General features: G+C 63.1%; 25 protein-coding genes. 11 read left to right on the forward strand and 14 right to left on the reverse strand.

All coding sequences use genetic code 11. The features are described 5' to 3' along the window. Positions 1-2: 2 nt before the first annotated feature. A complete protein-coding gene (locus C9427_RS24080) occupies positions 3-1,223 on the reverse strand; it encodes an alanine racemase (RefSeq protein WP_107651578.1) in 1,221 nt (406 codons plus the stop codon). Positions 1,224-1,424: 201 nt separating this feature from the next. Here C9427_RS24080 and C9427_RS24085 point away from each other — a divergent pair, with 201 nt between their 5' ends. Further along, a complete protein-coding gene (locus C9427_RS24085; protein WP_107651579.1) occupies positions 1,425-2,369 on the forward strand; it encodes a DMT family transporter in 945 nt (314 codons plus the stop codon). Between the two features lie 438 nt (positions 2,370-2,807). Here the strand turns inward: C9427_RS24085 and metF are convergent, their stop codons facing one another. Both metF and C9427_RS24095 read right to left on the reverse strand, forming a co-directional pair. Beyond that, a complete protein-coding gene (metF, locus tag C9427_RS24090; RefSeq protein WP_107651580.1) occupies positions 2,808-3,725 on the reverse strand; it encodes a methylenetetrahydrofolate reductase [NAD(P)H] in 918 nt (305 codons plus the stop codon). Beyond that, positions 3,725-4,747: an ArsR/SmtB family transcription factor gene (locus C9427_RS24095; RefSeq protein ID WP_107651687.1), complete on the reverse strand. Its 1,023-nt coding sequence runs from the start codon at positions 4,745-4,747 to the stop codon at positions 3,725-3,727. Before C9427_RS24095 ends, metF begins: the two co-directional genes overlap by 1 nt. Before the next feature lie 181 nt (positions 4,748-4,928). On the opposite strand from C9427_RS24095, the gene tsaA reads away from it, so the two are divergent. Both tsaA and C9427_RS24105 read left to right on the forward strand, forming a co-directional pair. Then, entirely contained in the window at positions 4,929-5,453 is a 525-nt protein-coding gene (gene tsaA / locus C9427_RS24100) for a tRNA (N6-threonylcarbamoyladenosine(37)-N6)-methyltransferase TrmO (RefSeq protein WP_107651688.1), read from the forward strand. After that, on the forward strand, positions 5,450-5,761 hold the full coding sequence (locus C9427_RS24105) for a DUF2293 domain-containing protein (protein WP_107651581.1): 312 nt from the start codon (positions 5,450-5,452) through the stop codon (positions 5,759-5,761). Before tsaA ends, C9427_RS24105 begins: the two co-directional genes overlap by 4 nt. A gap of 28 nt (positions 5,762-5,789) precedes the next feature. Here C9427_RS24105 and C9427_RS24110 read toward each other — a convergent pair whose 3' ends face one another. Beyond that, the gene (locus C9427_RS24110; RefSeq protein WP_107651582.1) at positions 5,790-6,425 is read right to left on the reverse strand and encodes an MOSC domain-containing protein; all 636 of its coding nucleotides are present in this window, start codon (positions 6,423-6,425) and stop codon (positions 5,790-5,792) included. Between the two features lie 17 nt (positions 6,426-6,442). On the opposite strand from C9427_RS24110, the gene C9427_RS34455 reads away from it, so the two are divergent. The 3 genes from C9427_RS34455 (at position 6,443) to C9427_RS34890 (ending at position 7,214) form a co-directional block, all read left to right on the forward strand. Continuing rightward, positions 6,443-6,589: a hypothetical protein gene (locus C9427_RS34455; RefSeq protein WP_208636414.1), complete on the forward strand. Its 147-nt coding sequence runs from the start codon at positions 6,443-6,445 to the stop codon at positions 6,587-6,589. 22 nt (positions 6,590-6,611) lie between these two features. Then, on the forward strand, positions 6,612-6,905 hold the full coding sequence (locus C9427_RS34885; protein ID WP_245437161.1) for a hypothetical protein: 294 nt from the start codon (positions 6,612-6,614) through the stop codon (positions 6,903-6,905). Positions 6,906-6,974: 69 nt separating this feature from the next. Continuing rightward, positions 6,975-7,214 carry a methyltransferase family protein gene (locus C9427_RS34890; RefSeq protein ID WP_245437166.1) on the forward strand — a complete coding sequence of 80 codons (240 nt, stop codon included), beginning with the start codon at positions 6,975-6,977 and terminating at the stop codon, positions 7,212-7,214. Here C9427_RS34890 and C9427_RS24120 read toward each other — a convergent pair. From C9427_RS24120 to ettA, 3 genes are all read right to left on the reverse strand, one after another. Next, positions 7,178-8,299 carry a beta-ketoacyl-ACP synthase III gene (locus C9427_RS24120; RefSeq protein ID WP_107651689.1) on the reverse strand — a complete coding sequence of 374 codons (1,122 nt, stop codon included), beginning with the start codon at positions 8,297-8,299 and terminating at the stop codon, positions 7,178-7,180. The two genes, C9427_RS34890 and C9427_RS24120, sit on opposite strands and share 37 nt — an antisense overlap. A 212-nt stretch (positions 8,300-8,511) precedes the next feature. Next, complete coding sequence (gene tam / locus C9427_RS24125) at positions 8,512-9,282, reverse strand: trans-aconitate 2-methyltransferase (RefSeq protein ID WP_107651583.1); 771 nt, start codon at positions 9,280-9,282, stop codon at positions 8,512-8,514. Positions 9,283-9,386: 104 nt separating this feature from the next. Further along, positions 9,387-11,036, reverse strand: coding sequence for an energy-dependent translational throttle protein EttA (gene ettA, locus C9427_RS24130; RefSeq protein WP_107651584.1), 1,650 nt, complete (start codon positions 11,034-11,036; stop codon positions 9,387-9,389). Between the two features lie 260 nt (positions 11,037-11,296). On the opposite strand from ettA, the gene C9427_RS24135 reads away from it, so the two are divergent. Beyond that, the gene (locus tag C9427_RS24135; protein ID WP_107651690.1) at positions 11,297-12,592 is read left to right on the forward strand and encodes a GGDEF domain-containing protein; all 1,296 of its coding nucleotides are present in this window, start codon (positions 11,297-11,299) and stop codon (positions 12,590-12,592) included. A 26-nt stretch (positions 12,593-12,618) separates the two neighbouring features. On the opposite strand, the gene C9427_RS24140 is transcribed toward C9427_RS24135, so the two are convergent. Then, positions 12,619-13,632 carry a ribonuclease T2 family protein gene (locus C9427_RS24140; RefSeq protein ID WP_107651585.1) on the reverse strand — a complete coding sequence of 338 codons (1,014 nt, stop codon included), beginning with the start codon at positions 13,630-13,632 and terminating at the stop codon, positions 12,619-12,621. Positions 13,633-13,828: 196 nt separating this feature from the next. Between C9427_RS24140 and C9427_RS24145 the strand changes: the two genes are divergently transcribed. From C9427_RS24145 to C9427_RS24155, 3 genes are all read left to right on the forward strand, one after another. Further along, complete coding sequence (locus tag C9427_RS24145; protein WP_107651586.1) at positions 13,829-14,761, forward strand: alpha/beta fold hydrolase; 933 nt, start codon at positions 13,829-13,831, stop codon at positions 14,759-14,761. An 81-nt stretch (positions 14,762-14,842) separates the two neighbouring features. Further along, positions 14,843-16,018, forward strand: coding sequence for a CaiB/BaiF CoA transferase family protein (locus C9427_RS24150; RefSeq protein WP_107651587.1), 1,176 nt, complete (start codon positions 14,843-14,845; stop codon positions 16,016-16,018). Then, positions 16,015-17,664, forward strand: a complete 1,650-nt coding sequence (locus tag C9427_RS24155; RefSeq protein WP_107651588.1) for a thiamine pyrophosphate-binding protein — start codon at positions 16,015-16,017, stop codon at positions 17,662-17,664. Before C9427_RS24150 ends, C9427_RS24155 begins: the two co-directional genes overlap by 4 nt. 28 nt (positions 17,665-17,692) lie before the next feature. On the opposite strand, the gene C9427_RS24160 is transcribed toward C9427_RS24155, so the two are convergent. From C9427_RS24160 to C9427_RS24185, 5 genes are all read right to left on the reverse strand, one after another. Beyond that, a complete protein-coding gene (locus C9427_RS24160) occupies positions 17,693-18,136 on the reverse strand; it encodes a CHRD domain-containing protein (RefSeq protein ID WP_107651691.1) in 444 nt (147 codons plus the stop codon). Positions 18,137-18,315: 179 nt separating this feature from the next. Next, a complete protein-coding gene (locus tag C9427_RS24165; protein WP_107651589.1) occupies positions 18,316-19,287 on the reverse strand; it encodes an ABC transporter substrate-binding protein in 972 nt (323 codons plus the stop codon). A gap of 41 nt (positions 19,288-19,328) precedes the next feature. Then, entirely contained in the window at positions 19,329-20,465 is a 1,137-nt protein-coding gene (locus tag C9427_RS24170; RefSeq protein ID WP_167434467.1) for an ABC transporter permease, read from the reverse strand. Then, positions 20,462-21,340, reverse strand: a complete 879-nt coding sequence (locus C9427_RS24175) for an ABC transporter permease (RefSeq protein ID WP_107651590.1) — start codon at positions 21,338-21,340, stop codon at positions 20,462-20,464. Before C9427_RS24175 ends, C9427_RS24170 begins: the two co-directional genes overlap by 4 nt. 327 nt (positions 21,341-21,667) lie before the next feature. Further along, positions 21,668-22,459, reverse strand: a complete 792-nt coding sequence (locus tag C9427_RS24185) for an ABC transporter ATP-binding protein (RefSeq protein ID WP_107651591.1) — start codon at positions 22,457-22,459, stop codon at positions 21,668-21,670. 131 nt (positions 22,460-22,590) lie between these two features. Here C9427_RS24185 and C9427_RS24190 point away from each other — a divergent pair, with 131 nt between their 5' ends. Then, the gene (locus tag C9427_RS24190) at positions 22,591-22,995 is read left to right on the forward strand and encodes a cupin domain-containing protein (RefSeq protein WP_107651592.1); all 405 of its coding nucleotides are present in this window, start codon (positions 22,591-22,593) and stop codon (positions 22,993-22,995) included. A gap of 17 nt (positions 22,996-23,012) precedes the next feature. Here the strand turns inward: C9427_RS24190 and hydA are convergent, their stop codons facing one another. Next, on the reverse strand, positions 23,013-24,464 hold the full coding sequence (gene hydA / locus C9427_RS24195) for a dihydropyrimidinase (RefSeq protein WP_107651593.1): 1,452 nt from the start codon (positions 24,462-24,464) through the stop codon (positions 23,013-23,015). Between the last annotated feature and the right edge of the window lie 44 nt (positions 24,465-24,508).

Below are 24,508 nucleotides of genomic sequence, written 5' to 3' on the forward strand. Positions count from 1 at the left end.
GCTTAGTCCGCCATCGTCTCCAAACTCGCAAACCCTTGCGGCGCGTCGCCCTCGTCGAACGGGGTCGTCACCTCGACGAATGTGTCGGGATAAAAGCCGTTGAAGCGGGTCCGCAGCGACAGCGAGTAGGCGCCGATATGGCCGATCTCGATCCAGTCGCCGGTGTCGACGGTTTCCGGCAGCCAGAATGGGCGCGACAGGATGTCAACGGAATCGCAGGTCGCGCCGCAGACCTTGAACGGCACGATGTTCTTCTCCGCGCCATTGCGCGAGCGGATCGCGGGATCGGGGATGAAGCGCGCCGGCAACGTGATCTTGCCGGTCCATGAATCCGACAGCGACGCCCAGATGCCGTCATTGATGTAGAGCCGCTTGCCCTTGCGCAGCAGCACGCGAACGATCAGCGACAGGCATCGCGCCACGATCACCCTGCCCGGCTCCGCCACCAGCGGCATCTGGTCGAATTGATACTCCTTCAGGTCGCCGGAAAGCCGCGACATGATCTGGCCGAGCGACGGCATCTCGATCTGCTTGCGGTTGGGATCATGGCCGTATTCGGCCGGAAAGCCGCCACCGACATCGAGTCCCGCCACATCGAAGGTCAGCCGGTTGCGCACCCAGTCGGCGGAGGCCAGCGCCCGCTCATAAGTGTCGGGATCCTCGATCTGGGAGCCGACATGGAAGCATAGGCCGACCTTGTAGCCGGTCCGGTTCAGCCGCTCGGCGAGTTCCACCGCATAGGCCGGCCCGGCGCCGAATTTCTTCGACAACTCATAAGCGGCCGATCCCTTGGTCTGGATGCGCACGAACACGGTGATGGCCCCCGGGTCGATGTCGAGCGCCCGCACCACGCGCGTCAGCTTGGTGAGCTCGTCCTCATGGTCGAGCGAGATGACGCGGATGGCGTATTTCTCCAGCGCCAGCTTGATGTCCGACTGCGCCTTGACCGGATGCATGTAGAGCATTTCGGCATCGGGCGAGACCGCGCGCACGGCGGCGAATTCCCCCGGCGAGGCGACGTCGAAGGCGCCGACGCCGGCTTCGACCAGCGCCTTAAGCACGATCTGCTCGCCATTGGTCTTGACCGCATAGGCGGTCTTGCCGGGAAACATGCCCATGAATTGCCTGGCGTCGGCCTTCAGCACCTGTGGGCGAAAGCAATAGACCGGATCGTCCGGGCGAAGCGCCAGCGCCGCTTCGCGGGCATTTTCGAATCGCTGCATGGACGAATCCCTTGACTGAGGCTGCGCACAATTAATCCAAGCTATGCGCGAATGAAAACAATTCTGTGTCTCGCGCCCCTGACGCTGCGGGGCTAGGCCTGATGGCGGGAATGCTAAGCCAATAATCGGGTTTCGGGTGGCTCTTGTCGCGGGACCCGCTATTGGCTTCAGCCTGACTGGCCCGGAGGAGGGACAATTCACATGGCCATAGCTGCCAACACGGCCACGACACGTGGACCCATGGTGCTGAAGGACTGGGGGCAGCTCCTGCTGCTTGGCGCGATCTGGGGCGGCTCGTTCTTCTTTGCCCGCATTGCGGTTGCCGAACTTACCCCGCTGGTGCTGGTGCTGTTTCGCGTCGCCATCGCGGCAATGGCGCTTCAGCTCTATCTCACCCTGCGCGGTCCCTCCTTCCGCCTTGCCTTGCCGCATGCCGGCCTGTTCTTCCTGCTGGCGCTCGCCAACAACGTCATCCCCTTCTCGCTGATCTTCGCCGGCCAGACCGAGCTTGGCGCCGGCGTCGCCTCCGTGCTCAATTCGACGACGCCGTTCTGGACGCTGATCCTTGCCAACGCGCTGACATCGGACGAAAAACTCTCCTGGAACAAGCTTGCCGGCATCGCGCTTGGCATCGCCGGTACTGCTGTCATGATCGGGCCCGGCCTGCTTGCCGGGCTGGGCGGCCCGGTGTGGGCGAAATTCGCGCTGATCGGCGCATCGATATCCTATGCGATCGCTCTGATGATCGCCCGTCGCTTCAAGGGTGTGCCCTCGCCGGTCATCGCCACCGGACAGCTGACCGCCTCGACCATCATCATGATCCCGGTCGTGCTCATCGCTTACGGCCCGACCGGCCTGTTTGCTGCCTCGCCGCCGATCTGGGCGGCGGTGCTGGCGCTGGCATTGCTGTCCACCGCCTTCGCCTACATTCTCTATTTCAACCTCGTCGCCTCGGCCGGCGCCACCAACGCCTCGCTGGTCACGCTGATCGTACCGGCCAGCGCCATCCTGCTTGGCTTCCTGTTCCTCGGCGAACGGCTCGAATTGTTCGAGCTCGGCGGCATGGCGCTGATCGCCTTCGGCCTCGTCACCATCGACGGGCGCATGTTCGCCCCGCGTCGGATTGGAGCTGCTCCGACACCTTGAATCGTCGCCTCGGTCCGAAAATCGATTCTGATTTCGGGCCGATCCAGCTCTGTCATCCTCAATATGGCCTAGGCTTTGCCACAATTTATTCACAAGGCCGCAGCCGGCTTTTGCCGAAGAGTTTCAATGATTAAGGGCAGGAAGCGGGTCGCAATTTCCACAATCTCGTCGCATTGCAGCACATTTTCCGCTTGCCTGTGGCACAAATGAACCTAGACTCTCGGACATAGCTCTTTAAGAGGAGGCTATGGAATGGGACTCACGAGGCCAATCAACGCACTGATGATTTGTGCTGCGTTTGCCTTCATCGGAGCCCTCATTATGGGCTTTCTTCCGTAGACCCGCCAGAGCGGGGAGAGACCAGCACGAATAAGCTAAATCATTGAAAAGGCCGGGTTTTTACCCGGCCTTTTTGCATTCCTCTGAAGGTCGGCGGGCTTATGCCGCCGCTGAGCCCGCCGCCTCCACCTCATGCGAGCGGATGCCGATCATGTGGCAGATGGCAAAGACGAGATCGGCGCGATTCATCGTGTAGAAGTGGAAATCGCCGACGCCGCGCTCGACAAGATCCAGCACTTGCTCGGCCGCCACCGCCGACGCGACCAGCGCATGCGTCTGCGGGTCGTTCTGCAGTCCGTCGAAGCGTTCTGCCAGCCATGCCGGCACCAGCGCGCCGCAGCGCGACGAGAAATTGGCGACCTGGGTAAAATTATGCACCGGCAATATGCCCGGCACGATCGGGATGTAGATGCCGGCCCGACGCGCCTTCTCGACATAGCGCTCATAGAGATCATTGTCGAAGAAGAACTGGGTGATCGCCCGCGTCGCGCCATTGTCGGCCTTGCGCTTCAGCATGTCGAAATCGGTGGCGAAGTCCGGGCTTTCCGGGTGCTTCTCCGGATAGGCGGAGACCGAGATGTCGAAATCGCCAATCCCCTTCAGCGCCCCCACCAGCTCGGCGCCATTGGCATAGCCGTCCGGATGCGGCTGGTAGGCCGCGCCGACGCCCTCGGCCGGGTCGCCGCGCAGGGCGACGAAGCGCTTGACGCCCATATCGGCGAATTCCTGCACCACCGCGTCGACCTCGTGACGCGCGGCGTTGACGCAAGTCATGTGCGCGGCCGGCGTCAGCGCCGTTTCGTTGAGGATGCGCTTGACCGTGCGGGCCGTACGCTCGCGCGTCGAACCGCCGGCGCCATAGGTGACGGAGACGAATTTCGGCCTGAGCGGCTCCAGCCGGGTGACGGTGTCCCACAGCCTTGCCTCCATCTCGTCGTTCTTCGGCGGGAAGAACTCGAACGAAACCCGGATCTTGTCGCCGATATCGGGACGGCGGGAAAAGCGGAACTGGTTCATCAGGCGGTTTCCCCTATTGGATATGCATTGACCGCTTGGCGGTCGTTGGAAGGATCAGCGATCAGCATGCGGCGGTCGCGGCCGAGCCACAGCTTCACCGTGAGCCTGGCCTCATTGCCGCCGCGCGGTTCGAATTCCTGGCTGTCCTCAAGGTCGAGCCCGGCCTCGGAGAACCAATCGGCGATCTGTCGGTCGGAAAAGCCGAGCCGCACATGCGCATGCGCGTCGCGCAGGAATTCCAGTGTGTGCGGCGCGAAATCGACGATCACCAGCCGGCCGGCCGGGCGCAGCAGCCTCGCCGCCTCGCGGATGGCGCGGGCGGGATCGTCGAGGTAGTGCAGCACCTGGTGGATGGTGACGAGATCGAAGGCATCGCGCTCGACCGGCGGCGCAAAAATATCGCCCTGCCGCACCTGCGCGTTCGAAATGCCGGCCTTATCGAGATTGGCCCGCGCCACAGTCAGCATCTCGCGCGACATGTCGATGCCGACGCCGCGCCGGTAGAGCGGCGAGAAGATTTCGAGCAGCCGCCCAGTGCCGGTGCCGAGATCCAGCATCGACTGGAACGGCCGCTTGCCGACGAGCTTCAGCAGGGCCGTCTCGACGGCGCGATCCGGCACATGCAGCGAGCGGATATGGTCCCAGCTTGCGGCGTTTTCGGAGAAATATTCGGCGGCGCGGTCCTGCCGCTTGCGCTTGACCGAAGCCAGCCGTTCGAGATCGCGCTCGACCTGCGGGTCGGCGCCACGGATACCGGAGACCAGCCTGAGCACGAAATCGCGCGCCGCGTCCGTATCCGACAGCCGGAAGAAGGCCCATGAGCCCTCCTGGTAGCGGCCGATCAGTCCGGCTTCCAGCAAAAGCTTCAAATGGCGCGACACGCGCGGCTGCGACTGGCCGAGGATTTCGGTAAGATCGGAAACGGTGAGATCGCCGCGCGACAACAGCGCCAGGATGCGCAACCGGCTGGATTCGGCCGCCGCCTTCAACGTATCCACCATCGTGTCGAGCGCGACATGCATCGGCGTATTCTCTTTGAAAAGATATAAACATATGTTTATGTCGATTTTCATCGCCTTGCAAGCACTATGTCGCTTTCGGACAAAAAAATGGCGCATGCGTGATCCTGCAGCCATGGCAGGTTTCCAGTCGGGGAACCGGTTTTCGGTCACGCCAGGCGGGAAACATGATAGAGGCGAAACCATGTTCGAGACGCGCAGCGGTGAAAGGCTTCTGGAGACCGACCCGGCCGATATGCCGCCGGATGGCCATGTCGTCTTCATCGGCCGCATCGCCTCGCCGTGGACGACACGGGAGACCTGTCCGAAGAATATGAAGGCGGCGCGGGAAACCGGCCAGCCGGCGATCATTACCATCGACCGGCCCTACTGTGACGGCCTGCTCGGGCTGGAGCGCGCCAGCCACGTCATCATCCTGTCCTGGCTGCACCATGCGCCGCGTACTCTCATTGTTCAGAAACCCCGCCATGCCACTGAACCGAAAGGTGTTTTTTCGCTGCGCTCCCCTGCCCGGCCGAACCCGGTCGGGCTGCATATCGCCAGGCTCGTCGCCGTCAATATCGACACCGGCCGCATTGATATCGACGCCATCGATGTGCTCGACGGCACGCCGGTCATCGACATCAAGCCCTATTTCGCCTCGACCGATGCCTTCGCCGAGGCGACCATTGCCGGGCGCGACGAGCCCGCTGGGCGGGATGCACAATGAGCGCGCCGACCGGCCGCCGCCGCGCCATCGCCAAGGCGCTGACCGCGCTTTTGCCGCTGGCGCCCTATGCCGACATGGAAAGGATCCGCGCCGACGCCGGCGCGGTGCATATGAAAACCCTGCCACCGACGATTGCCGTGTGGCTGGCGACCATTGCCCATATCCGCCACACCCATACCGACTACGAAAAGCTGCTGGCCGAGGGCTATGACCGCGACTCGGCGCGGTTCTTTGTCATCGAACAGACCAACATCGTGCTGACCCGCTGGCGCGCCACCCGCCTGCTCGACGACGACGATGACGAGTGAGGCGCCTCGGCGGCTAGCCCAGCGCGCTTTATGCCCGGTAGATCCACTGCTCCGGCACCCGCACCGAGATGTCTTCGCCGGCAACGATGCGCCCCGGTTTTTCAACCCACGCCACGAGACCGCGCAGCCGCTTCGCCGCCTTCGGGAACGCCAGCGCGCCGGCTTCCAGGTCGGCCATCCCGGTATGTTCGGCTACCGATCGCCCGGCGATGCGGCAAGGCCCGTTCTGCGCGTCGACCTTGACGGTGACGCCACCCCTGAAGAACATGAGCGTGCCGGACGGCAGCATGGAGAGATGCGGCAGGCCTTCGATCAGCAGATTGGCGCCGATCCACTCCGGCTTGATCTCCTTGAGCCCCATCCGCTTTGCCACGATAGCCAGCTCGTCGGCCGCAACGATCGACAATTGCCGCTCGTTGCGCATCTCGGTGCCGCGCGGATACCAGGGTTCGCGCCCGCCGGAGCGCCGCGTCGCACCGGCGTGGAAATCACCGTCGATGCCGTCGAAACCGAGCCGCAGTTCATCGACCGCACGCGTCTCGAAATGATCTGATGGCGCCACGTAGAGCGCCTCGACCTTAGCAATAAGCTTGCAAGCCGGGACGATTTCGACAGGCGTCTCCGCTTCGGGAAACAGGTCCGGTGTGGTTGTCGTCTGTTGCATGCCTTGGGATCTAGCCGATGTCGCCGGACAGGGTCCAGTCGAAAGCACTGATGATCCAATCAACCCGGTTGATAGGCATCGTCGTCGATCACGATCTTCTTACCAGAAATCCGGTGTCTTTTTGCGCCGCGCCGCATTGCCGCCGCGCGGCAGCGATCTGGTGATGGCGTTACGAGGAGGTTCCCGATGCAGCCCGCGCCCGTAATCGCGGCACTCTGGCTGTTCTGGCTCGTGTCCTGGATCGCAGCCGCTGTCTGGGCCGATCCGGTGGCGAAGCGTGCCGGGTTCCAGGCGGAATTTCGCTATCGCGCCCTGTGGATGGTCGGCGTGATCCTGCTGTTTGTTCCGGCACACGGCTATGTCGGCCGGCTGCGGCTCTGGATGCCCACCCTCACCGAGGCCTGGATCTGCGTCGCTCTGATCGCCATCGGTCTCGTCTTCTCTTGGTGGGCCAGGCTGCATCTTGGCCGGCTATGGTAGGGCACGATCACCGCCAAGGCCGGACACCATGTCGTCGATACTGGTCCCTATGGGCTGGTCCGGCACCCGATCTATACCGGACTGCTGCTGGCGATCCTCGCCACCATGGCGGCGAAAGGCACGGTCTGGGGCATCGCCGGGGCCGCCCTGCTCACCATCGGCATCGTCGTCAAGGCCAGACTGGAGGAAGAGTTCCTACGCGGCGAATTGGGCGCCACCTATGACGACTATGCCAGCCGCGTGCCGATGCTGGTGCCGTTCGCGCCCAATAGTTATAGCATCCGCAACAAGGCGCCACCGATCGAATAGCCGGCGCCAAAAGCACACAGCAGGCCGTAGTCGCCAGCCTTCATGTCGGCATGGTTCTCGGACAGGGCGACGATGGCGCCGGCGCCGGCGGTGTTGCCGAGCCGCTCCAGCACCATCGGCGCGCGGTCATGGCCGACCTCGTGGCCGAACGACAGCTTCAGGATCATGGCGTTCATGCGCGCATTGGCCTGGTGCAGCCAGAAGCGGCGGATCGCTTCCGGCGTCAGCCCGTGCTCGGCCAGGAATTCGACGATGAATTTGTGGCCGGCGACGGTGACTTCCTTGAACACCTTGTTGCCGACCTGCTTGATCAGGTTGCCTTCGAGGTTGATCATGTAGGGATCGTCCTGAGCGGTGCGCGTGTGATAGCCGAGATTGGTGCGGATGTTGTTGGACATCTGCGTCCAGATGCGCGTGTCGAGCACCTCGAAACGTTCCGGCCGCTTATCGCCCCTGGCGAGCCCCTCGACCACCATCGAAACGGACGCATCGCCGAAGATGAAATGCGTCTGCCGGTCGCGGAAATTGAGATGGCCGGTGATGATCTCGGGCGTCGTCACCAGGACGCGCTTGTGCGCGCCCGTGCGCACCAGATTGACCGCCATGTGCAATGCCGCCGCCGCCGACGAGCATCCAAGCCCCATGTCGAACCCGGCTCCCTTGGTGCCGAGCGCCTCCTGCATTTCAATGGCGATGGCCGGATAGGGCCGTTGCTGATGCGACGACGAGCAGATCACCAGGTCGATGTCGGATGGCTTCAGGCCGGCATGATCGAGCGCCTTCCTCGCCGACGCGACACCGAACTCGGCCTGCAGCGACAGCGCATCGTCCGGCCGCGCCGGAATGCGCGGCGCCATGCGGGTCGGATCGAGAATGCCCTCCCGCTCGATCACATGGCGGGTCTTGACGCCAGAAGCATGGACGATGAAGGCGCTGTCAGACTTCGCCAGCAGCGCCTCTCCTGAAGCCTGCCGACGCACATTTTCGGTATCGACCCAGGCATTGAAGCTTGCGACCAGTTCTTCATTGGTGATCGAGGGCTCGGGGATTTCAACGCCGAGGCCGCTGATGATGACGCGATGCATTTCCAGTCCGTCCCCGTGCGCAGGCGTTGCGGCTTTCATGTGGGCGCCGCGAAGGCTCGGCGCAACTGTTTTCACACCTGGTCGGTTTACGCCGGCTTAAACCAAGGGGGCTTGAGACAAAAGAGACCACAAGCTCGCGCCGCTGAAATGCGCATGGCGGCGAAACCGGGTCAAGGGCGGCGCGCGAGGGTCTTCGGTGTGGCTAAGAGTTCCTAAGCGGCACGCCGCGCGACGATGAAAAGCCGAGGAAAACGCAGCAGCACCTTGCCGTTTGCCGTCTTCGGATAAGCCTCGGTAATCCTGGTCGTGTAGCGCTGCAGGAAAAGCTGCCGCTCATCCTCTTCCAGCGGATCGAGGAAGGGCTTCAGCCCGGTCGACTTTACCCATTCGACGATTGCCCCCGCATTGGCCAGCGGATGATTGTAGATGGTGTGCCAGATGTCCAGCCGGTCGGAAAATGGCGACAGAAGATCGTAGTAGAACGAGACCGGCGGCAGCGGCGCGCGGGCCGCCCCCTCGAGCTTCTTTTTGAACGGCGCCTCCGCCGCGGTCTCGCGCATCAACCGGTGCGAATCCTCGGCCATGTTGTCGGGCATCTGCACCGCAAGCGCGCCGCCGGGCGTGAGGCACCCCATCAGCCGCTGGAAGACCGCCGGATGCTCCGGCAGCCATTGGAACACCGCATTGGCGAAGATGACGTCGACGGGCTTTTCAGGCTGCCACGCCGCGGCATCCGCCAAAGTGAAGGTGACGCCGGGCAGGCGCGCCCTCGCCTTCTCGATCATGTCGGGCGATGTGTCGAAGCCGCTCACCTCGGCATCCGGCCAGCGCTCGACCAGAAGCTCGGTCGAATTGCCCGGCCCGCAGCCGATGTCGACAACCCGGCGCGGCGCCGCCACCGGCACCTGCGCCACCAGGTCCCGCGCCGGCCGCGTGCGCTCATCCTCGAATTTCAGATATTGGGCGGCGGACCAGTCAGCCATTTTTTTCCTCAACCTTCTCGAGAGATCGAGTTACCCAGCTTGGCGTATCTTTGCATCTCACTTCTGGTTGAAAACCATCTGATGAGATGTTGGTCCGCAGGAAACTACCTTGTCAGCCTCTTATACGTCATCCTGTGCGGGTTGACCGCTTCCGGTCCGAGCCGGCGGATCTTGTCCTGCTCGTAATCCTCGAAATTGCCCTCGAACCATTCGACATGGCTGTCGCCTTCGAAGGCCAGGATGTGCGTCGCCAGACGGTCGAGGAACATGCGATCGTGCGAGATGATGACGGCGCAACCGCCGAAGTTTTCCAGCGCATCTTCGAGTGCGGCAAGCGTTTCCGTATCGAGATCGTTGGTCGGTTCGTCGAGCAGCAGCACATTGCCGCCGGTCTTCAGCATCTTGGCCAGATGCACGCGGTTGCGCTGGCCGCCGGACAGATTGCCGACCTTCTGCTGCTGGTCGCCGCCACGGAAGTTGAACGACGCGCAGTAGGCGCGCGTGTTGGCCTCGAACTTGCCGAGCTTGACCACTTCGGCGCCGCCTGAAATCTCTTCCCACACCGTCTTTGACGGATCGAGTGCGTCGCGGCTCTGGTCGACATAGCCGAGCTTCACCGTCTCGCCGACGCGGATCGTGCCGGCATCCGGCTTCTCCTGGCCAGTGATCATGCGAAACAGCGTCGTCTTGCCGGCGCCGTTCGGGCCGATGACGCCGACGATGCCACCGGGCGGCAGCTTGAACGACAGCCCTTCGATCAGCAGCGTGTCGCCAAAGCCCTTCGACAGGCCGTCGACCTCGATCACCACATTGCCGAGCCGCTCGCCATGCGGAATGACGATCTGGGTGTCGCTCGGGCGCCGCTTGTCGGCCGCATCCAGCAGATCCTGGAACGCCTGGATACGCGCTTTCGACTTGGTCTGCCTAGCCTTCGGGCTGGACTGGATCCACTCGCGCTCGCGGCCGATGGCGCGCTGGCGGGCGTCGTCCTCGCGGCCCTCCTGCTTGAGGCGCTTGGCCTTGGCTTCGAGATATTTGGTGTAATTGCCCTCATAGGGAATGCCGCGGCCGCGGTCGAGCTCGAGAATCCAGCCGGTGACATTGTCGAGGAAGTAGCGATCATGGGTGATGATCATCACCGCGCCCGGATAGGCGCGCAGGTGCTTTTCCAGCCATGCAGTCGTTTCGGCGTCGAGATGGTTGGTCGGCTCGTCGAGCAGCAGAAGGTCTGGCTGGCGTAGAAGGAGCTGGCAGAGCGCGACGCGGCGGCGCTCGCCGCCCGACAGCTTGGTCACCTCGGAATCCTTGGGCGGGCAGCCTAGCGCCTCCATGGCCATCTCTACCTGCTGTTCGAGATCCCACAGGTTGAGCCGGTCCATCTCGTCCTGCAGCTTGGCCGACTCGTCCGCCGTCTCATCGGAATAGTTCATCATCAGTTCATTGTAGCGCTCGATGATGGCGGTCTTGGCGGCGACGCCTTCCATGACGTTCTCGAACACGGTCTTCTTGGGATCGAGCGCCGGCTCCTGCGCCAGGTAGCCGACGGTGGCGCCTTCGGCCAGCCAAGCCTCGCCGTTCCACTCCTTGTCGATGCCGGCCATGATCTTGAGGATCGTCGACTTGCCGGCGCCGTTGGGGCCGAGGATGCCGATCTTGGCGTCGGGGTAGAAGGACAGATGGATGTTCTCGAGCACCTTCTTGGTGCCATAGGCCTTGTTGAGGCCGGCCATGTGATAGATGAACTGGCGTGCCACGCGCGCTTTCCCTGAAAAGTCGACTGGAATGTCGGATTGAATGGAAGTTGGCCGCTATGTAGGCGATGCCGCGCCGAACGGCAAACGGTTTTGGCGCATCAATCCTGCCTTTGGCCGACAAGCATTCACCGAATTGGCGACGTTTTCGGTTCGTCGCAGAGCCCGGCGCAAGCACTGGTTAACCATTGCGCGTCAAAACGGTGTTGGGTGGGGAAATCGGCGGTGAACGCGATTTCCGCAGAGGGATCGGATCGAAGACGTTGCTGAACAGTCTCCTGCTCCTTGGTGAGGCGGCGCTTTATTTCGGCGCCATGACCACGCTTTTCCGGTTCAGGCACCGCATCGGCCTCGGCGTGTTCGTCTGCGCGCTCGGCGTCATGCATTTTCTGGAAACCTACCTCGCCAGCGTGTTCTACGTCGCGCTGCCCTTCGGCATGGTTTCGCCGGGTTCCGCGGTGCTGTTTTCGGGCAAGCTGGTGATGCTTCTCCTGCTCTACATCAAGGAGGACGCGGCCACCGTCCGCCAGCCGATCTACGGCCTGTTGCTCGGCAATGCCCTGATGATCGGGCTGGTGCTGATCCTGCGCATGCATGCGATCTCACCGCTTCCCAGCGGCAACCTTCCCGACATCGGCTTCATCGACCAGATGGGCTGGCTGATGGTGTGGGGCACGACGCTGCTGTTCATCGACGCCATCCTGATCATCCTGCTTTATGAAAAGCTCGGACGTTATCTGCGCAAGGCGCTGTTTACCCGCATCCTGGTCTGCGTCGCTTGCGTGCTGACCTTCGATCAGGCGGGATTTTTCACCGCGCTGCATTTCGTCACCGGCGCACCGATCGCGGTCTTCTTCGGCGGCTGGTTCGCCAAGATGGTGGCCGCACTCGCCTACGCCACCATGCTCGTCGCCTATCTCAAATGGTTCGAGGCGCGGCAGGTCCCAGCACCACGCGGCCTCTCCGACATTTTCGACACGCTGACCTATCGCGAGCGCTATGAGGCGCTGGTCCAGCATGTCGGCCGCGACGGCCTCACCGGCCTGCTGCACAGGGGCCGCTTCGACAGCGACGGCGAAGCCGCCGTTACCGCCAGCCTGCGGACGGCCAAGCCGCTCAGCCTCCTGATCATCGATGTCGACCACTTCAAATCGATCAACGACCGTTTCGGCCACGCCGAGGGCGACAAGGTGCTGAAATCCGTCGCGGCCCTGCTTGGCGAGATCGCCAGCCCCGAGGACCAGGTGTTCAGGATCGGCGGCGAGGAATTCGCTATCCTTTGCTCGCGTCCGCATTCGCTCGCCAGGCTGCTTGGCGAGAGCATAAGGCATGCGGTCAAGGCATCCGCGGCCACCAGCCGGTTCGATATCACCGTCAGCGCCGGCATTTCCACCGTCAGCGAGTCGACCCGTTGCCTTGCCGATCTTTTCGCGCTGGCCGACCAGCGTCTCTACAAGGCCAAATCGACCGGACGCGACCGCACCATCGGCGAACCGGGCGGCCACGAGGCCGACGGCCTCAAGGCGTGGACCAGGTCAGGACTGGGCGCCGGCGCATAGCTCCGGGCTGCCTGCTTGCCTGCCTGTTATTGGAACCCCACGGAATCGATGACGCCCTTCGGGCAACCGGCATTGTTCGTCGGTGCGGCAGCCTGCATCAGCTCGCCAACTGTACTGTTCGGACCGATTGGGCCTGTCAGGCCAAGCGTCAGCTCGCCGATCAGCCGCCTGCCGTCCGACGGATCGACCAGGCAGGAGACGCGGACCCGCTCGCCTGCACCGGTGCCAAAGGCGCTGTCGAAGGCGCTTCGAATCTGATTTGATGTCAGCTGCTTGCCGACATTCTTTGCGAACAGATCGCGCACCGGCGAAGCATTCACCGCGCGCATCAGCCTCAGCGCATCGGAGAAATAGTCCTGCTGGTTCTTGCCATAGCAGGTGCCGTGCTTGATCCATTCATGCCTGTCCAGGTCGGATGCGGTGCCCGGCATCACCTGGTCGAGTTCCGATCGTGTATTCGCATCGAGTTCGACCGGCGGCAGGTCCTGCCAATGCGCCGGATTGTCGATGGCCTTGTCGGCTGCTGCCACCTGGCAATAGAAATTCCCATTCGGCTGCGGCCACAGCCCGTGCAGGGTGAAATGCGTCGCGTCAAAGCCGCGAGTGGTCTGGGTCTTGCACTCGGTCTTGCCCGGCTTTGTCTCACAGAAAGCAGGCTGCCAGCTCAACGCAAAGACATATTCGGGTTTTCCCGAGGCCGCGGGCTTGCCCTGATCGGCCGGCGCGGGTGTTGCCGGCCCGGTTGACGCGCTGCCGCCCGAAACATGGCCGCAACTGACCTTCACCCAGCGGCGCTCCGGATCCGCTCCCGGCACACGGATCAGATAATGCGTCGGCGCATCCTTGTTGCCGGCCAGCAGATCGTAGCTCTGTCCGGCGCTGGTCGAGATGTCGCCGGGGTTCTTGCCGCTCTTGATGGCCTGCGTCGCCGGACAGGCGGCGTCGGCCACGAAGGCGCCGCTCAGCTTCATCTCGGCGCGCGCCGTACCCGTCAGCAACATGGCCAAAAGCGCCAATCCGAAAGCAAAACCTGTCCGCATGAGAATTCCCCGATTGAAAAATGTTGCGGCAGCAGACTGCCGCCCTCTTCCCGATATCAGGATTTTCCATGTCAGAATTGCGATACTGCCAAGCAAGAACAGCTGCGGAAAACGCCGCCGTCGGATTGACGCGAGATAGGCGCCGGCACACAAAGCTTGGCAAGCGTGGAAAAACGCGTTGGGGACGAAACGAGAAATGTCATTCAGCCAACAGCGCATATTGCGTTCGCCGACTGGGGCCGAGCTCAACCTCTATGTCAAACGCGCCGAAGGCCGCCCGCGCGCCGTGGTCCAGATCAATCACGGCCTGGCCGAGCACGCCGCGCGCTATGTCCGCTTCGCAACCTTTTTGGGTCAGCACGGCTTCCACGTCTACGCCCATGACCATCGCGGCCATGGCGCAACCAGGGCGCCCGATGCCCCCCTCGGCAGGTTCGCTCAAACGGATGGCGGCATCAAGGTCATCGCCGATGTGGCGGCCGTGCACGATCTGATCGCCAGCGAACATCCCGGTCTTCCGGTCATTCTTTTCGGCCATTCGATGGGCGGCCTCGTGGCGCTGAATTTCATGCTTGCCCTTTCGGGCCGGCTGCACGCCGCCGCCATCTGGAACGCCAATTTTTCCACCGGGCTCGCCGGCCATGCCGCCCTGGCTGTCCTGGCCTGGGAAAAATTCCGGCTGGGCTCCGACGTCCCGTCGCGCCTGCTGCCGAGGCTGACATTCCAGGCCTGGGGCAAGGCGGTCCCCGATCACCGCACGCCATTCGACTGGCTGTCGCGCGACGCGGCCGAAGTCGACAAATATGTCGCCGATCCGCTCTGCGGCTGGGACGCCTCGGTGTCGATGTGGCACGACGTGTTCGGCTTCATCTTCCACGGCGCCGTCGATGCCAATTTTTCCGATATCCACAGGACCCTGCCGATCTATCTGGTCGGCGGCGAAAAGGACCCGGCTACCGACGGAGGCAAGGCAGTCAGCCATCTTGCCGGGCGCATGCACAGGATGGGCTTTTCGAATCTCGTTTCAAAGGTTTACGCCGAGACCCGCCACGAAAGCCTGAACGAGGTGAACAGGGACATCGTTATGAACGATTTCGCCACTTGGGCCGACGGCGCGCTGAAAGCCTGATGGGTTGGCCCATCGCAAGGACCGTGACAGCGGCGATAGGGGTTGATAGAGGCTGCGCTTCCGATCAATCTGTGGTGATGCATGACTGAGCCTCCACTGAAAGGCGTGCGCGTCATCGAACTCGCCCGCATTCTTGCCGGGCCCTGGGCCGGGCAGTTGCTGGCCGATCTCGGCGCCGATGTCATCAAGGTCGAGAGCCCCGACGGCGGCGACGACACCCGCAAATGGGGCCCGCCCTTCGTCATGAGCCATGACGGCGAGAACCTGTCTGCCGCCTATTACCATTCCTGCAATCGCGGCAAGCGCTCCATATCAGTCGACTTCTCGACACCGGAAGGCGCCAAGACGGTGCGCCGGCTGGTCGCGACAGCGGATGTGCTCATCGAGAATTTCAAGCTCGGCGGCCTCAGGAAATACGGGCTCGACCATGACAGCCTGCGGGAAATCAACCCGCGCCTGATCTACTGTTCGATCACCGGCTTTGGCCAGGACGGACCCTATGCGCCACGCGCCGGCTACGATTTCATCATCCAGGGCATGTCCGGCATGATGTCGATCACCGGCGAGGCCGGGCGCGAGCCGCAAAAGGCCGGTGTCGCCATCTCCGATATCTTCACCGGCCTCTATTCGGTCATCGCCATCCAGGCCGCCCTTCGCCATGCCGAGAAGACCGGCGAAGGCCAGCATATCGACATGGCGCTCTACGACAGCCAGATCTCGGCGCTCGGCAACCAGAACCTCAATTATCTGGTCTCGGGAAAATCGCCGGTGCAGATGGGCAATGCCCATATGAACATCGCGCCCTATGAGGTGCTGCCGGTGAAGGACGGTCATATCATCCTGGCCGTCGGCAATGACGGCCAATTCGCCAAATTCTGTGGCGCGGTGGGTCTCGACGAATTGCCTGCGAACCCCGATTTCGCCACCAATCCCGCCCGTGTCGCCAACCGGGTGAAGCTGCGCGAACGCGTGATCGAGACGCTGAAGGCTTTCGATCGCGATCCGTTGCTGACCAGGCTCGAAGCAGCTGGCGTGCCGGCGAGCCCGATCAACAATATCGGCCAGATGTTTGCCGATCCGCAGACCATTGCGCGCGGCATGCGGCTCGACCTCGACGACGGCCACGGCAATCTTCTGCCTTCGGTGCGCGCGCCGATGGTCATGTCCGGCACGCCGCTCGTCTATGAGCGGCCCTCGCCGCGTCTGGGCGAACACACCGAAGAAATCCTTGCCGAGCTGGAGAGATCAGGAAAATGAAGACCGGCGGACAATTGATTGTCGATGCGCTCGAAGCCAACGGCACCGACCGCATCTATTGCGTGCCGGGAGAATCCTATCTCGCGGTGCTCGACGCGCTGCACGATTCCCCGATCTGCACCATCGTCTGCAGGCAGGAGGGTGGTGCGGCGATGATGGCCGACTGCCATGGCCGCCTGACCGGCAAGCCCGGCGTCTGCTTCGTCACCCGCGGCCCCGGCGCCACCAACGCCTCTGCCGGCATCCACATCGCCATGCAGGATTCGGTTCCCGTCATCCTGTTCATCGGCCAGGTCGCCAGCCACGCCAAGCAGCGCGAGGCTTTCCAGGAAGTGGATTACGTCAGGTTTTTCGGCGGCATCGCCAAATGGGTCGTCGAAATCGATGACGCCTCGCGCATTCCTGAATTCGTCACCCGCGCCTTCGCGGTGGCGACCTCAGGCCGGCCCGGCCCGGTGGTGGTCTCGCTGCCCGAAGACATGCTGACCAGCCTGGCCGAGGCGCCCGCAGCCCAGCACTACACGCGCGTCGAAACCGCGCCCGGTGAGGCCGAGCTCGACCGGCTCGAGGCGCTGCTCAATGCCGCGAAACGGCCGATGGTGATCCTGGGCGGCACGCGTTGGGATGCCAATGCCGTTCAGGAAATGCAGCGCATCGCCGAAGCCTGGTCGCTACCGGTCGGCTGTTCCTTCCGCCGCCAGATGCTGTTCGATCATCTCCACCCGAACTACGCCGGCGACGTCGGCATCGGCATCAACCCGAAGCTGGCCGAGGCCATCAAGCAGGCCGATCTGGTGCTGCTGATCGGCGGCCGCATGGGCGAAATGCCGTCCTCCGACTACACGCTGCTGAAGAGCCCCTACCCCGATCAGACGCTGGTCCACGTCCACGCCGACGCCGGCGAGCTCGGCCGCGTCTACCGGCCCACGCTGGCGATCAACGCCTCGCCTTCCGCCTTCGTGCGGGCCTTCGCCAGGAGAAAGGGGCCAGCAACGCCGAACTGGGCCGACGAAACCACGCGCCTGCACTCCGCCTATCTCGACTGGTCGACACCGCCGGAAACCGGCCCGGGTCCGGTACAGATGGGGCCGATCATGAACTATCTCGAAACGGTGCTGCCCGACGACGCCATCCTCACCAATGGCGCCGGCAATTACGCCACCTGGGTTCACCGGTTCCATCGTTCCCGCCGCTTTGCCACGCAGGCCGCCCCCACCTCCGGCTCGATGGGCTACGGCACGCCGGCGGCGGTCGCCGCCAAGGACTTGTTCCCGGATCGCGACGTGATCGCCTTTGCCGGCGATGGCTGCTTCCTGATGAACGGTCAGGAATTCGCCACCGCCGTGCAATACAATCTCCCGATCGTCGTCATCGTCGTCAACAACGGCATTTACGGCACCATTCGCATGCATCAGGAGCGGGAATATCCCGGCCGCGTCGTCGCCACGGAATTGAAAAATCCCGACTTCGCCGCTCTCGCCCGCGCCTATGGCGGCCACGGCGAGACAGTCGCCAAGACAGCCGATTTCGCGCCCGCCTTCGAACGCGCGCGCGCCAGTGGCAAGCCGTCGATCGTCGAAATCAGGCTCGACCCCGAGGCCATCACACCGACCCGCACGATGACCCAGATTCGCGACAAAACCTGACAAACAGGGCGGTTGCCCTGTTTTGTTGCTACTCGGCCTTCTCGATCTGCCCGCGGATCTCGCCGTCCTTGTTCGCGGCAGTGTGGATGTTGATGTAATATTTGCAGGCCATCAGGTCGGCGGCCTGCGCGTCCGTCAGTTCCGCCGCACCCTTGAACGGGCTCTTCGGGGCCCCCTTGAACGGGATGATGACGCCGGCATTTTCACCCTTTGCCGCCGGGCCGTGAATATGTTCGGCGGTGGCCGGCCCGCTGAGGCCGGCATATTTTACCGCCCAGCTAAGCCGCTTGGTGTCGGTGTCGAAGACGAGCGCGGCCGTGCCCTCGCCCTTCGTGGTGACAGGCGGGCTCTGCTGAGCACCATCGAGTGTCGCCTTCATCTTCACCATGTCGGCCAGGGCCGGTGAAGCACACAGGATGGAAGCCGAGACGGCCAGCGCCGAGAGCATCGGCGAAAAGGATTGCATGCGCATGGAAATCTCCATTGTCCGGTAGCGTCCGCCAATGTGGATACTACCGCCATAACGCCGGCGCGAAACGGATGTTTCCTTGGGGTAACGCCTATTTTACGTCCCAGCAAAAAGGGGCGGTCGCCCGCCCCTTTTCGAATTGCTGACCCCAAAGCCAGTTGGTGCTATTTGATCGCCCCTATTTATTTAATGGCCTTATCGGTGATGGCGGTCGTGTAGGCGCCACTTGGTTGTTTGGTGATGATCTTCTGGTCGAGCAGCGCCTTGGCGGTGCGCTCATAGGTCTCCGGATCGAGCTTGCCGTCGGCATTGTCGATCAACTTGGCGACTTCGCCCATCATGCGCTTCTGGTGGTTCTCGTCCTGGCCGCCATTGTCCATGACGATGCCGGCCGCCTCATCCGAATTGTCGACGGCATATTTCCAGCCCTTCATCGAGGCGCGCACGAAACGCACCATCTTGTCCTCGAAGGCCGGATCCTTGAGCTTGTCCTCGGACGCGTAGAGCCCGTCCTCGAGCAAATCGTTGCCCATGGCGGAATAGTTGAACACGGTCAGCTCTTCCGGCTTGTAGCCGGCGTCGATGAGCTGCCAGTATTCGTTGTAGGTCATCACCGAGATGCAATCCGCCTGCTTCTGGATCAGCGGCTGCACGTCGAAGCTCTGCTTCAGCACGGTGACGCCGTCCGGGCCGCCCTCGGTCTTGAGGCCGAGCTTGTTCATCCAGGCGTAGAACGGATATTCATTGCCGAAGAACCAGACGCCGAGCGTATGGCCCTTGAAGTCGGCCTCGGTCTTGATCGGGCCGTCCTTCGGGCAGACCAGCTCCATGCCGGCCTTCTTGAACGGCTGCGCGATGTTGACCAGCGGCACGCCCTTTTCGCGGGCGGCCAGCGCGCCGCCCATCCAGTCGACGATGACGTCGGCGCCGCCGCCGGCGATCACCTGCTCCGGCGCGATATCGGGACCACCGGGCTTGATGTCGACGTCGAGACCCTCGGCGTCGTAGAAGCCCTTGGCCTTGGCGACATAGTAGCCGGCGAACTGGGCCTGCGTCACCCATTTCAGCTGCAGCGTCACCTTGTCGGCCGCCATCGCCTGGAAAGCGGCCAGCGACATCGCGCCTGCCAGTACAGGAATAACAAGTCTTTTCATGTTTTTACCCTCTGAAGTTAGTGCCCTTAAACCCACCGTCCCTATCCACCACGGACAGAGGGGTGCCAAAACGTGACGGCTCTCTCGAAAAGAGCGACCACGCCATAAAAGACCGAACCCGCAAGTGCTGCAACTGCGATTTCGGCCCAGACCATGTCGATGTTCATCCGCCCGACCTCGGTCGAAATGCGAAATCCCATGCCGACGACCGGCGTGCCGAAGAACTCCGCGACGATGGCGCCGATCAGCGCCAGCGTCGAATTGATCTTCAGCGCGTTGAAGATGAAGGGCGCGGCGGCCGGCAATCTGAGCTTGAACAGCGTCTGCCAGTAGCCCGACGCATAGGTGCGCATCAGGTCGCGCTCCATATGGCCCGAGGCGGCAAGCCCGGCGACCGTGTTCACCAGCATCGGGAAGAAGGTCATGATGATGACCACCGCCGCCTTGGACTGCCAGTCGAAGCCGAACCACATCACCATGATCGGCGCCACGCCGATGATCGGCAGCGCCGACACCATGTTGCCGATCGGCAGCAGGCCACGGCGGAAGAACGGCACGCGGTCGGCAAGGATTGCCGTGAGAAAGCCTGCCCCGCTGCCGACGACATAGCCGAAGATCACCGCCTTGAAGATGGTCTGTCGCACATCGGCCGCCAGGATCGGCAGCGAATTGGCGATGCGCGCACCGATGGCGCTTGGCGGCGGCAGCAGGATGAAGGGAATGCCGGCGCCCCTGGTGATCGCTTCCCAGAGGATCAGGATCCAGGCGCCGAAGATCGCCGGAATGATCAGCCGCAGTGCCGTCCGTGCCCACTTCCCGGCGGGACGCAGTGAGGACAGCAATGCCACGCAACGCCAGGCGAGCACCCACGCCGCGGCAAGCAGCAGGAAGAACGATATGCGGGCCGTGCCTTCGTTGCCTGCCAGCCCATGCAGCAGCGCCCAGACCGCGCCATGCGCACCAATGAACAGACAGGTCGCCGCAATTGCGGGTGGAAATCGATCCATCTGGATCGCAAACAGCAGCAAGATGAAGATCAAGGCTACTGTCGCGATGCCATAACCGGGCGTGGCAGTGACAAGCGGCCCCGAAAAAAGGGCGCCGGCGAGGAGCGCAAGCGCGGCAACCGCCTGCCAGGAACGAGGCGTGACCGACGACAGGCTGAGAGCTGAACTCATGCCGGCCTCCCGCCCATGGCGCGGTCGACGAGGCGGCCGGCGATGCCGACCACCATCACCAGCAGCGCCGCCACAACCGAACCGGCGACCAGCGCCGACCAGATGTCGATGGTCTGGCTGTAATAGGCGCCGGCAAGCAGCTTGGCGCCGATGCCGGCGACGGCACCGGTCGGCAGTTCGCCGACAATGGCGCCGACGAGGCTGGCGGCCACCGCCACCTTCATCGAGGTGAACAGGAACGGCACCGACGCCGGCACGCGCAATTTCCAGAAGGTCTGCGCGCGGCTGGCATTATAGGTGTGCATCAGGTCGAGATGGGTGAGTTCGGGCGAGCGCAGCCCCTTCACCATGCCGACCGCGACGGGGAAGAAAGACAGATAGGTCGAGATCAGCGCCTTCGGGATCAGCCCGGTGATGCCGATCGCCGCCAGCACGACGATGATCATCGGCGCCACCGCCAGGATCGGAATGGTCTGCGAGGCGATGATCCACGGCATCAGGCTGCGGTCGAGCGTCGTCACATGCACGATACCGACGGCGATCACGATGCCGAGCGCCGTGCCGAAGGCGAAGCCGAGCAGCGTCGAGGACAGCGTCACCCAGGCATTGTAGACCAGGCTGCGGCTCGAGGTGACGCTGCGCAGGAAGGTGTTCTCGAAGAAGTTCACCGCCACCTGATGCGGCGCCGGCAGCGTCGGCTTCGGCTGCGCCAGCGTCTTGCCGATGAATTCCACAACGCCCGGCGTCACGTTGGCACGGCGGTCGAGATCGCGCTGGAACGGCGTGTTGAGGATGACGGCAAAGACATACCAGACCACCACGATTCCCACGAGGATCGAGGTCACCGGGATAAGTTTGTCGCGGAAGGAGTCCATCAGCGACGCTCCCCTTCTTTCCTCGGCGCGAGAGAGCGGCGATACCCGTTCCTCGTCATCCTAGGGCGAAGCAAGGAGCGAAGCGACGCGGCGCAGACCCTAGGATCCATGCCGTTACCTCGCGGCTCCGCAACGGTGCGGAACATGACCCTCTCCGCACCGCCCTGCCTGACACTTTTTCTCGACCGTTTGCGCCCTTCGGCCGACGTCACGGCATGGATCCTAGGGTCTGCGCACGCCGCTTCGCGGCTGCTCCGCCCTAGGATGACGAAGGCATGGTTAGCCGCTCCCTTGTGAGGCGGAAGCGCGAGCCCGTTCCCCCCCGCCTCAATCCTCATAGCTGTGCCCGGCGTGGAGGCCGTCGCGCACGCGCGCCGCGATCGCCAGGAACTCCGGCGTCTCGCGGATATGCAGCGGTCGCTCTTTCGGCAGCGTCGAGGAGATGACGTCGCTGACGCGGCCCGGCCGCGGCGACATGACGACGATCCGGGTCGACAGATAAACCGCCTCGGGAATCGAGTGGGTGACGAAGCAGATGGTCTTGTTGGTTCGCTCCCACAGCTCCAGAAGCTGTTTGTTGAGATGATCGCGCACGATCTCGTCCAGCGCGCCGAACGGCTCATCCATCAACAGCAGGTCGGCGTCGAAGGCGAGCGCCCGCGCTATCGAGGCACGCTGCTGCATGCCGCCCGAAAGCTGCCAGGGATATTTCTTCTCGAAGCCCGAGAGATTGACGAGGTCGAGCGTGCGCTTGATGCGCTCCGCCTGCTCAGCCCTGGAGAGGCCGATGACCTCCAAGGGCAGTGCCACATTGCGCTCGATCGTGCGCCACGGGAATAGGGCGGCGGCCTGGAAGACATAGCCGTAAGCGCGCTTTTCGCGCGCCTGCTCCGGCGTCATGCCGTTCACGGAAATGGTTCCCGACGTCGGTTTCTCCAGGTCGGCGATCACCCTGAGCAAGGTCGTCTTGCCGCAGCCGGAGGGCCCGATGAAGGAGACGAATTCACCCTTGCCGATGGTCAGGTCGACATCTGTCAGCGCCTGCACCGGGCCATCATTGGTGCTGAAGGTAAGACCAAGCTTGCTTGCCGAAACGACGGCTGGCGATGCTCCCGTCATCGGCTGCAGCCTGCCTTGACTTGCCGCTGCCGTGGCGACGGAAATCCTGTTGATTTTGCGATTGTGTTGCTTTCCACTCGCCCCGTCCTGTTGGTCTTTGTCCCGCTCGTTAGACGCCCGGAGTGTTCCCGATGTCGCCCAAACCCACTTGTCATCTTATCCGCCCTGAAAGCACTTATGAAGGCAAGCAGGGGCTGACTTATTTCGCCGGCATCGCCACTGAGACGGTCGGCTCTTCCGGCATCTGCATGCACATTCTCACCATGCCGCCCGGCGCCCGCGCCAAGGCGCATCTGCATGAAAACCACGAAACGGCGATCTACGTGCTCTCCGGCGAGGTCCATACCTGGTATGGCGACCGGCTCGAACAGCATATTGTCGTCAAGGCGGGCGACCTCTTCTATATCCCGGCCGGCGTCCCGCATTTGCCCGCCAATCTGAGCGACAGCCCCTCTTCGGCGGTCATTGCCCGCACCGATCCCAACGAGCAGGAAAGCGTCGTCCTGCTGCCGGAACTGGATGCCCTGGTCGCCTGAAGCGAAAACCAAGCAGCTCAAACCCCGGTCGCCGGAATGCCCGTGCGTTCCACCTTGCGCGGCGCGGAAATCTCCTTCCACGTCGACAGCGCCCGGTTGATCGCCGCGTTCGGCTCGCGGCCGACGAACTCGCCATGGCCGGGCTTTGCCTTGACGTCAGACTCCTGGATCGACAGTTCGCCACGCGAGAAGACGAAGCGCGGCAGGCCGGTCACCTCGAAGCCTTCGAAGACATTGTAGTCGATCACCGATTGCTGCTTCTTAGCCGTGATCTTCTTCTTACGTTTGGGGTCCCAGACGACGATGTCGGCATCCGCCCCTTCAACGATGGCGCCCTTCTTCGGATACATGTTGAGGATCTTGGCAATGTTGGTCGAGGTTACCGCGACGAACTCGCTCATCGTCAGCCGTCCGGTATTGACGCCTGTCGTCCATAACATTGGCAGTCGGTCCTCGAGCCCGCCAGTACCGTTCGGGATCTTGGTGAAATCGCCGACGCCGTTGCGCTTTTGGCTGGTGGTGAAGGCGCAGTGGTCGGTCGCCACCACTTGCAGCGATCCGGCCTGCAGGCCGGCCCACAGCGAATCCTGATGCAGCTTGTTACGGAAGGGCGGGCTCATCACGCGGCGCGCCGCATGGTCCCAGTCCTTGTTGAAATATTCGCTCTCGTCGAGCGTCAGGTGCTGGATCAGCGGCTCTCCGAACACGCGCATGCCCTTTTGCCGCGCCCGGCGAATGGCTTCGTGGCTCTGCTCGCAGGAGACATGCACGACATAGAGCGGCACGCCGGCCATATCGGCGATCATGATAGCGCGGTTGGTTGCCTCGCCTTCCACTTCCGGCGGTCGCGAATAGGCGTGTCCTTCAGGGCCATTGTTGCCGGCGGCGAGCAACTTCTGCGACAGGGCGGGGACGACGTCGCCGTTCTCGGCATGAACCAGCGGCAGCGCGCCGAGATCGGCGCAGCGCTGGAACGACGCGTACATCTCGTCGTCGTCGACCATCAGCGCGCCCTTGTAGGCCATGAAGTGCTTGAACGAGGTGATGCCCTTGTCGACGACGGTGGCCATCTCGTCGAACACCTGCTTGCCCCACCAGGTGATCGCCATGTGGAAGGAATAGTCGCAGGCAGCCTTGGAGGTCTTGTTGTCCCACATCTGCAAGGCTTCGAGCAGCGACTGCTGCGGCGACGGCAGGCAGAAATCGACCACCATCGTCGTGCCGCCCGACAAGGCCGCACGAGTGCCTGACTCGAAATCGTCGGCCGAATAGGTGCCCATGAACGGCATTTCGAGATGGGTGTGCGGATCGATGCCGCCCGGCATCACGTAGCAGCCGGTAGCGTCGAACTCATGGTCGCCGTGCAGGTTCGAGCCGATGGCGACGATCTTGCCGTGCTGCATCAACACATCGGCCTTCCACGTGCGGTCGGCGGTGACGATGGTGCCGTTTCGGATGACTTTGGTCATTTTCTTGTTCCCTTTTCTTATTGGCGCGACTTCTTTTGATCGCT

It is taken from the genome of Mesorhizobium helmanticense (genome assembly GCF_003034915.1).
In the GTDB taxonomy this organism is placed as follows: domain Bacteria; phylum Pseudomonadota; class Alphaproteobacteria; order Rhizobiales; family Rhizobiaceae; genus Mesorhizobium; species Mesorhizobium helmanticense.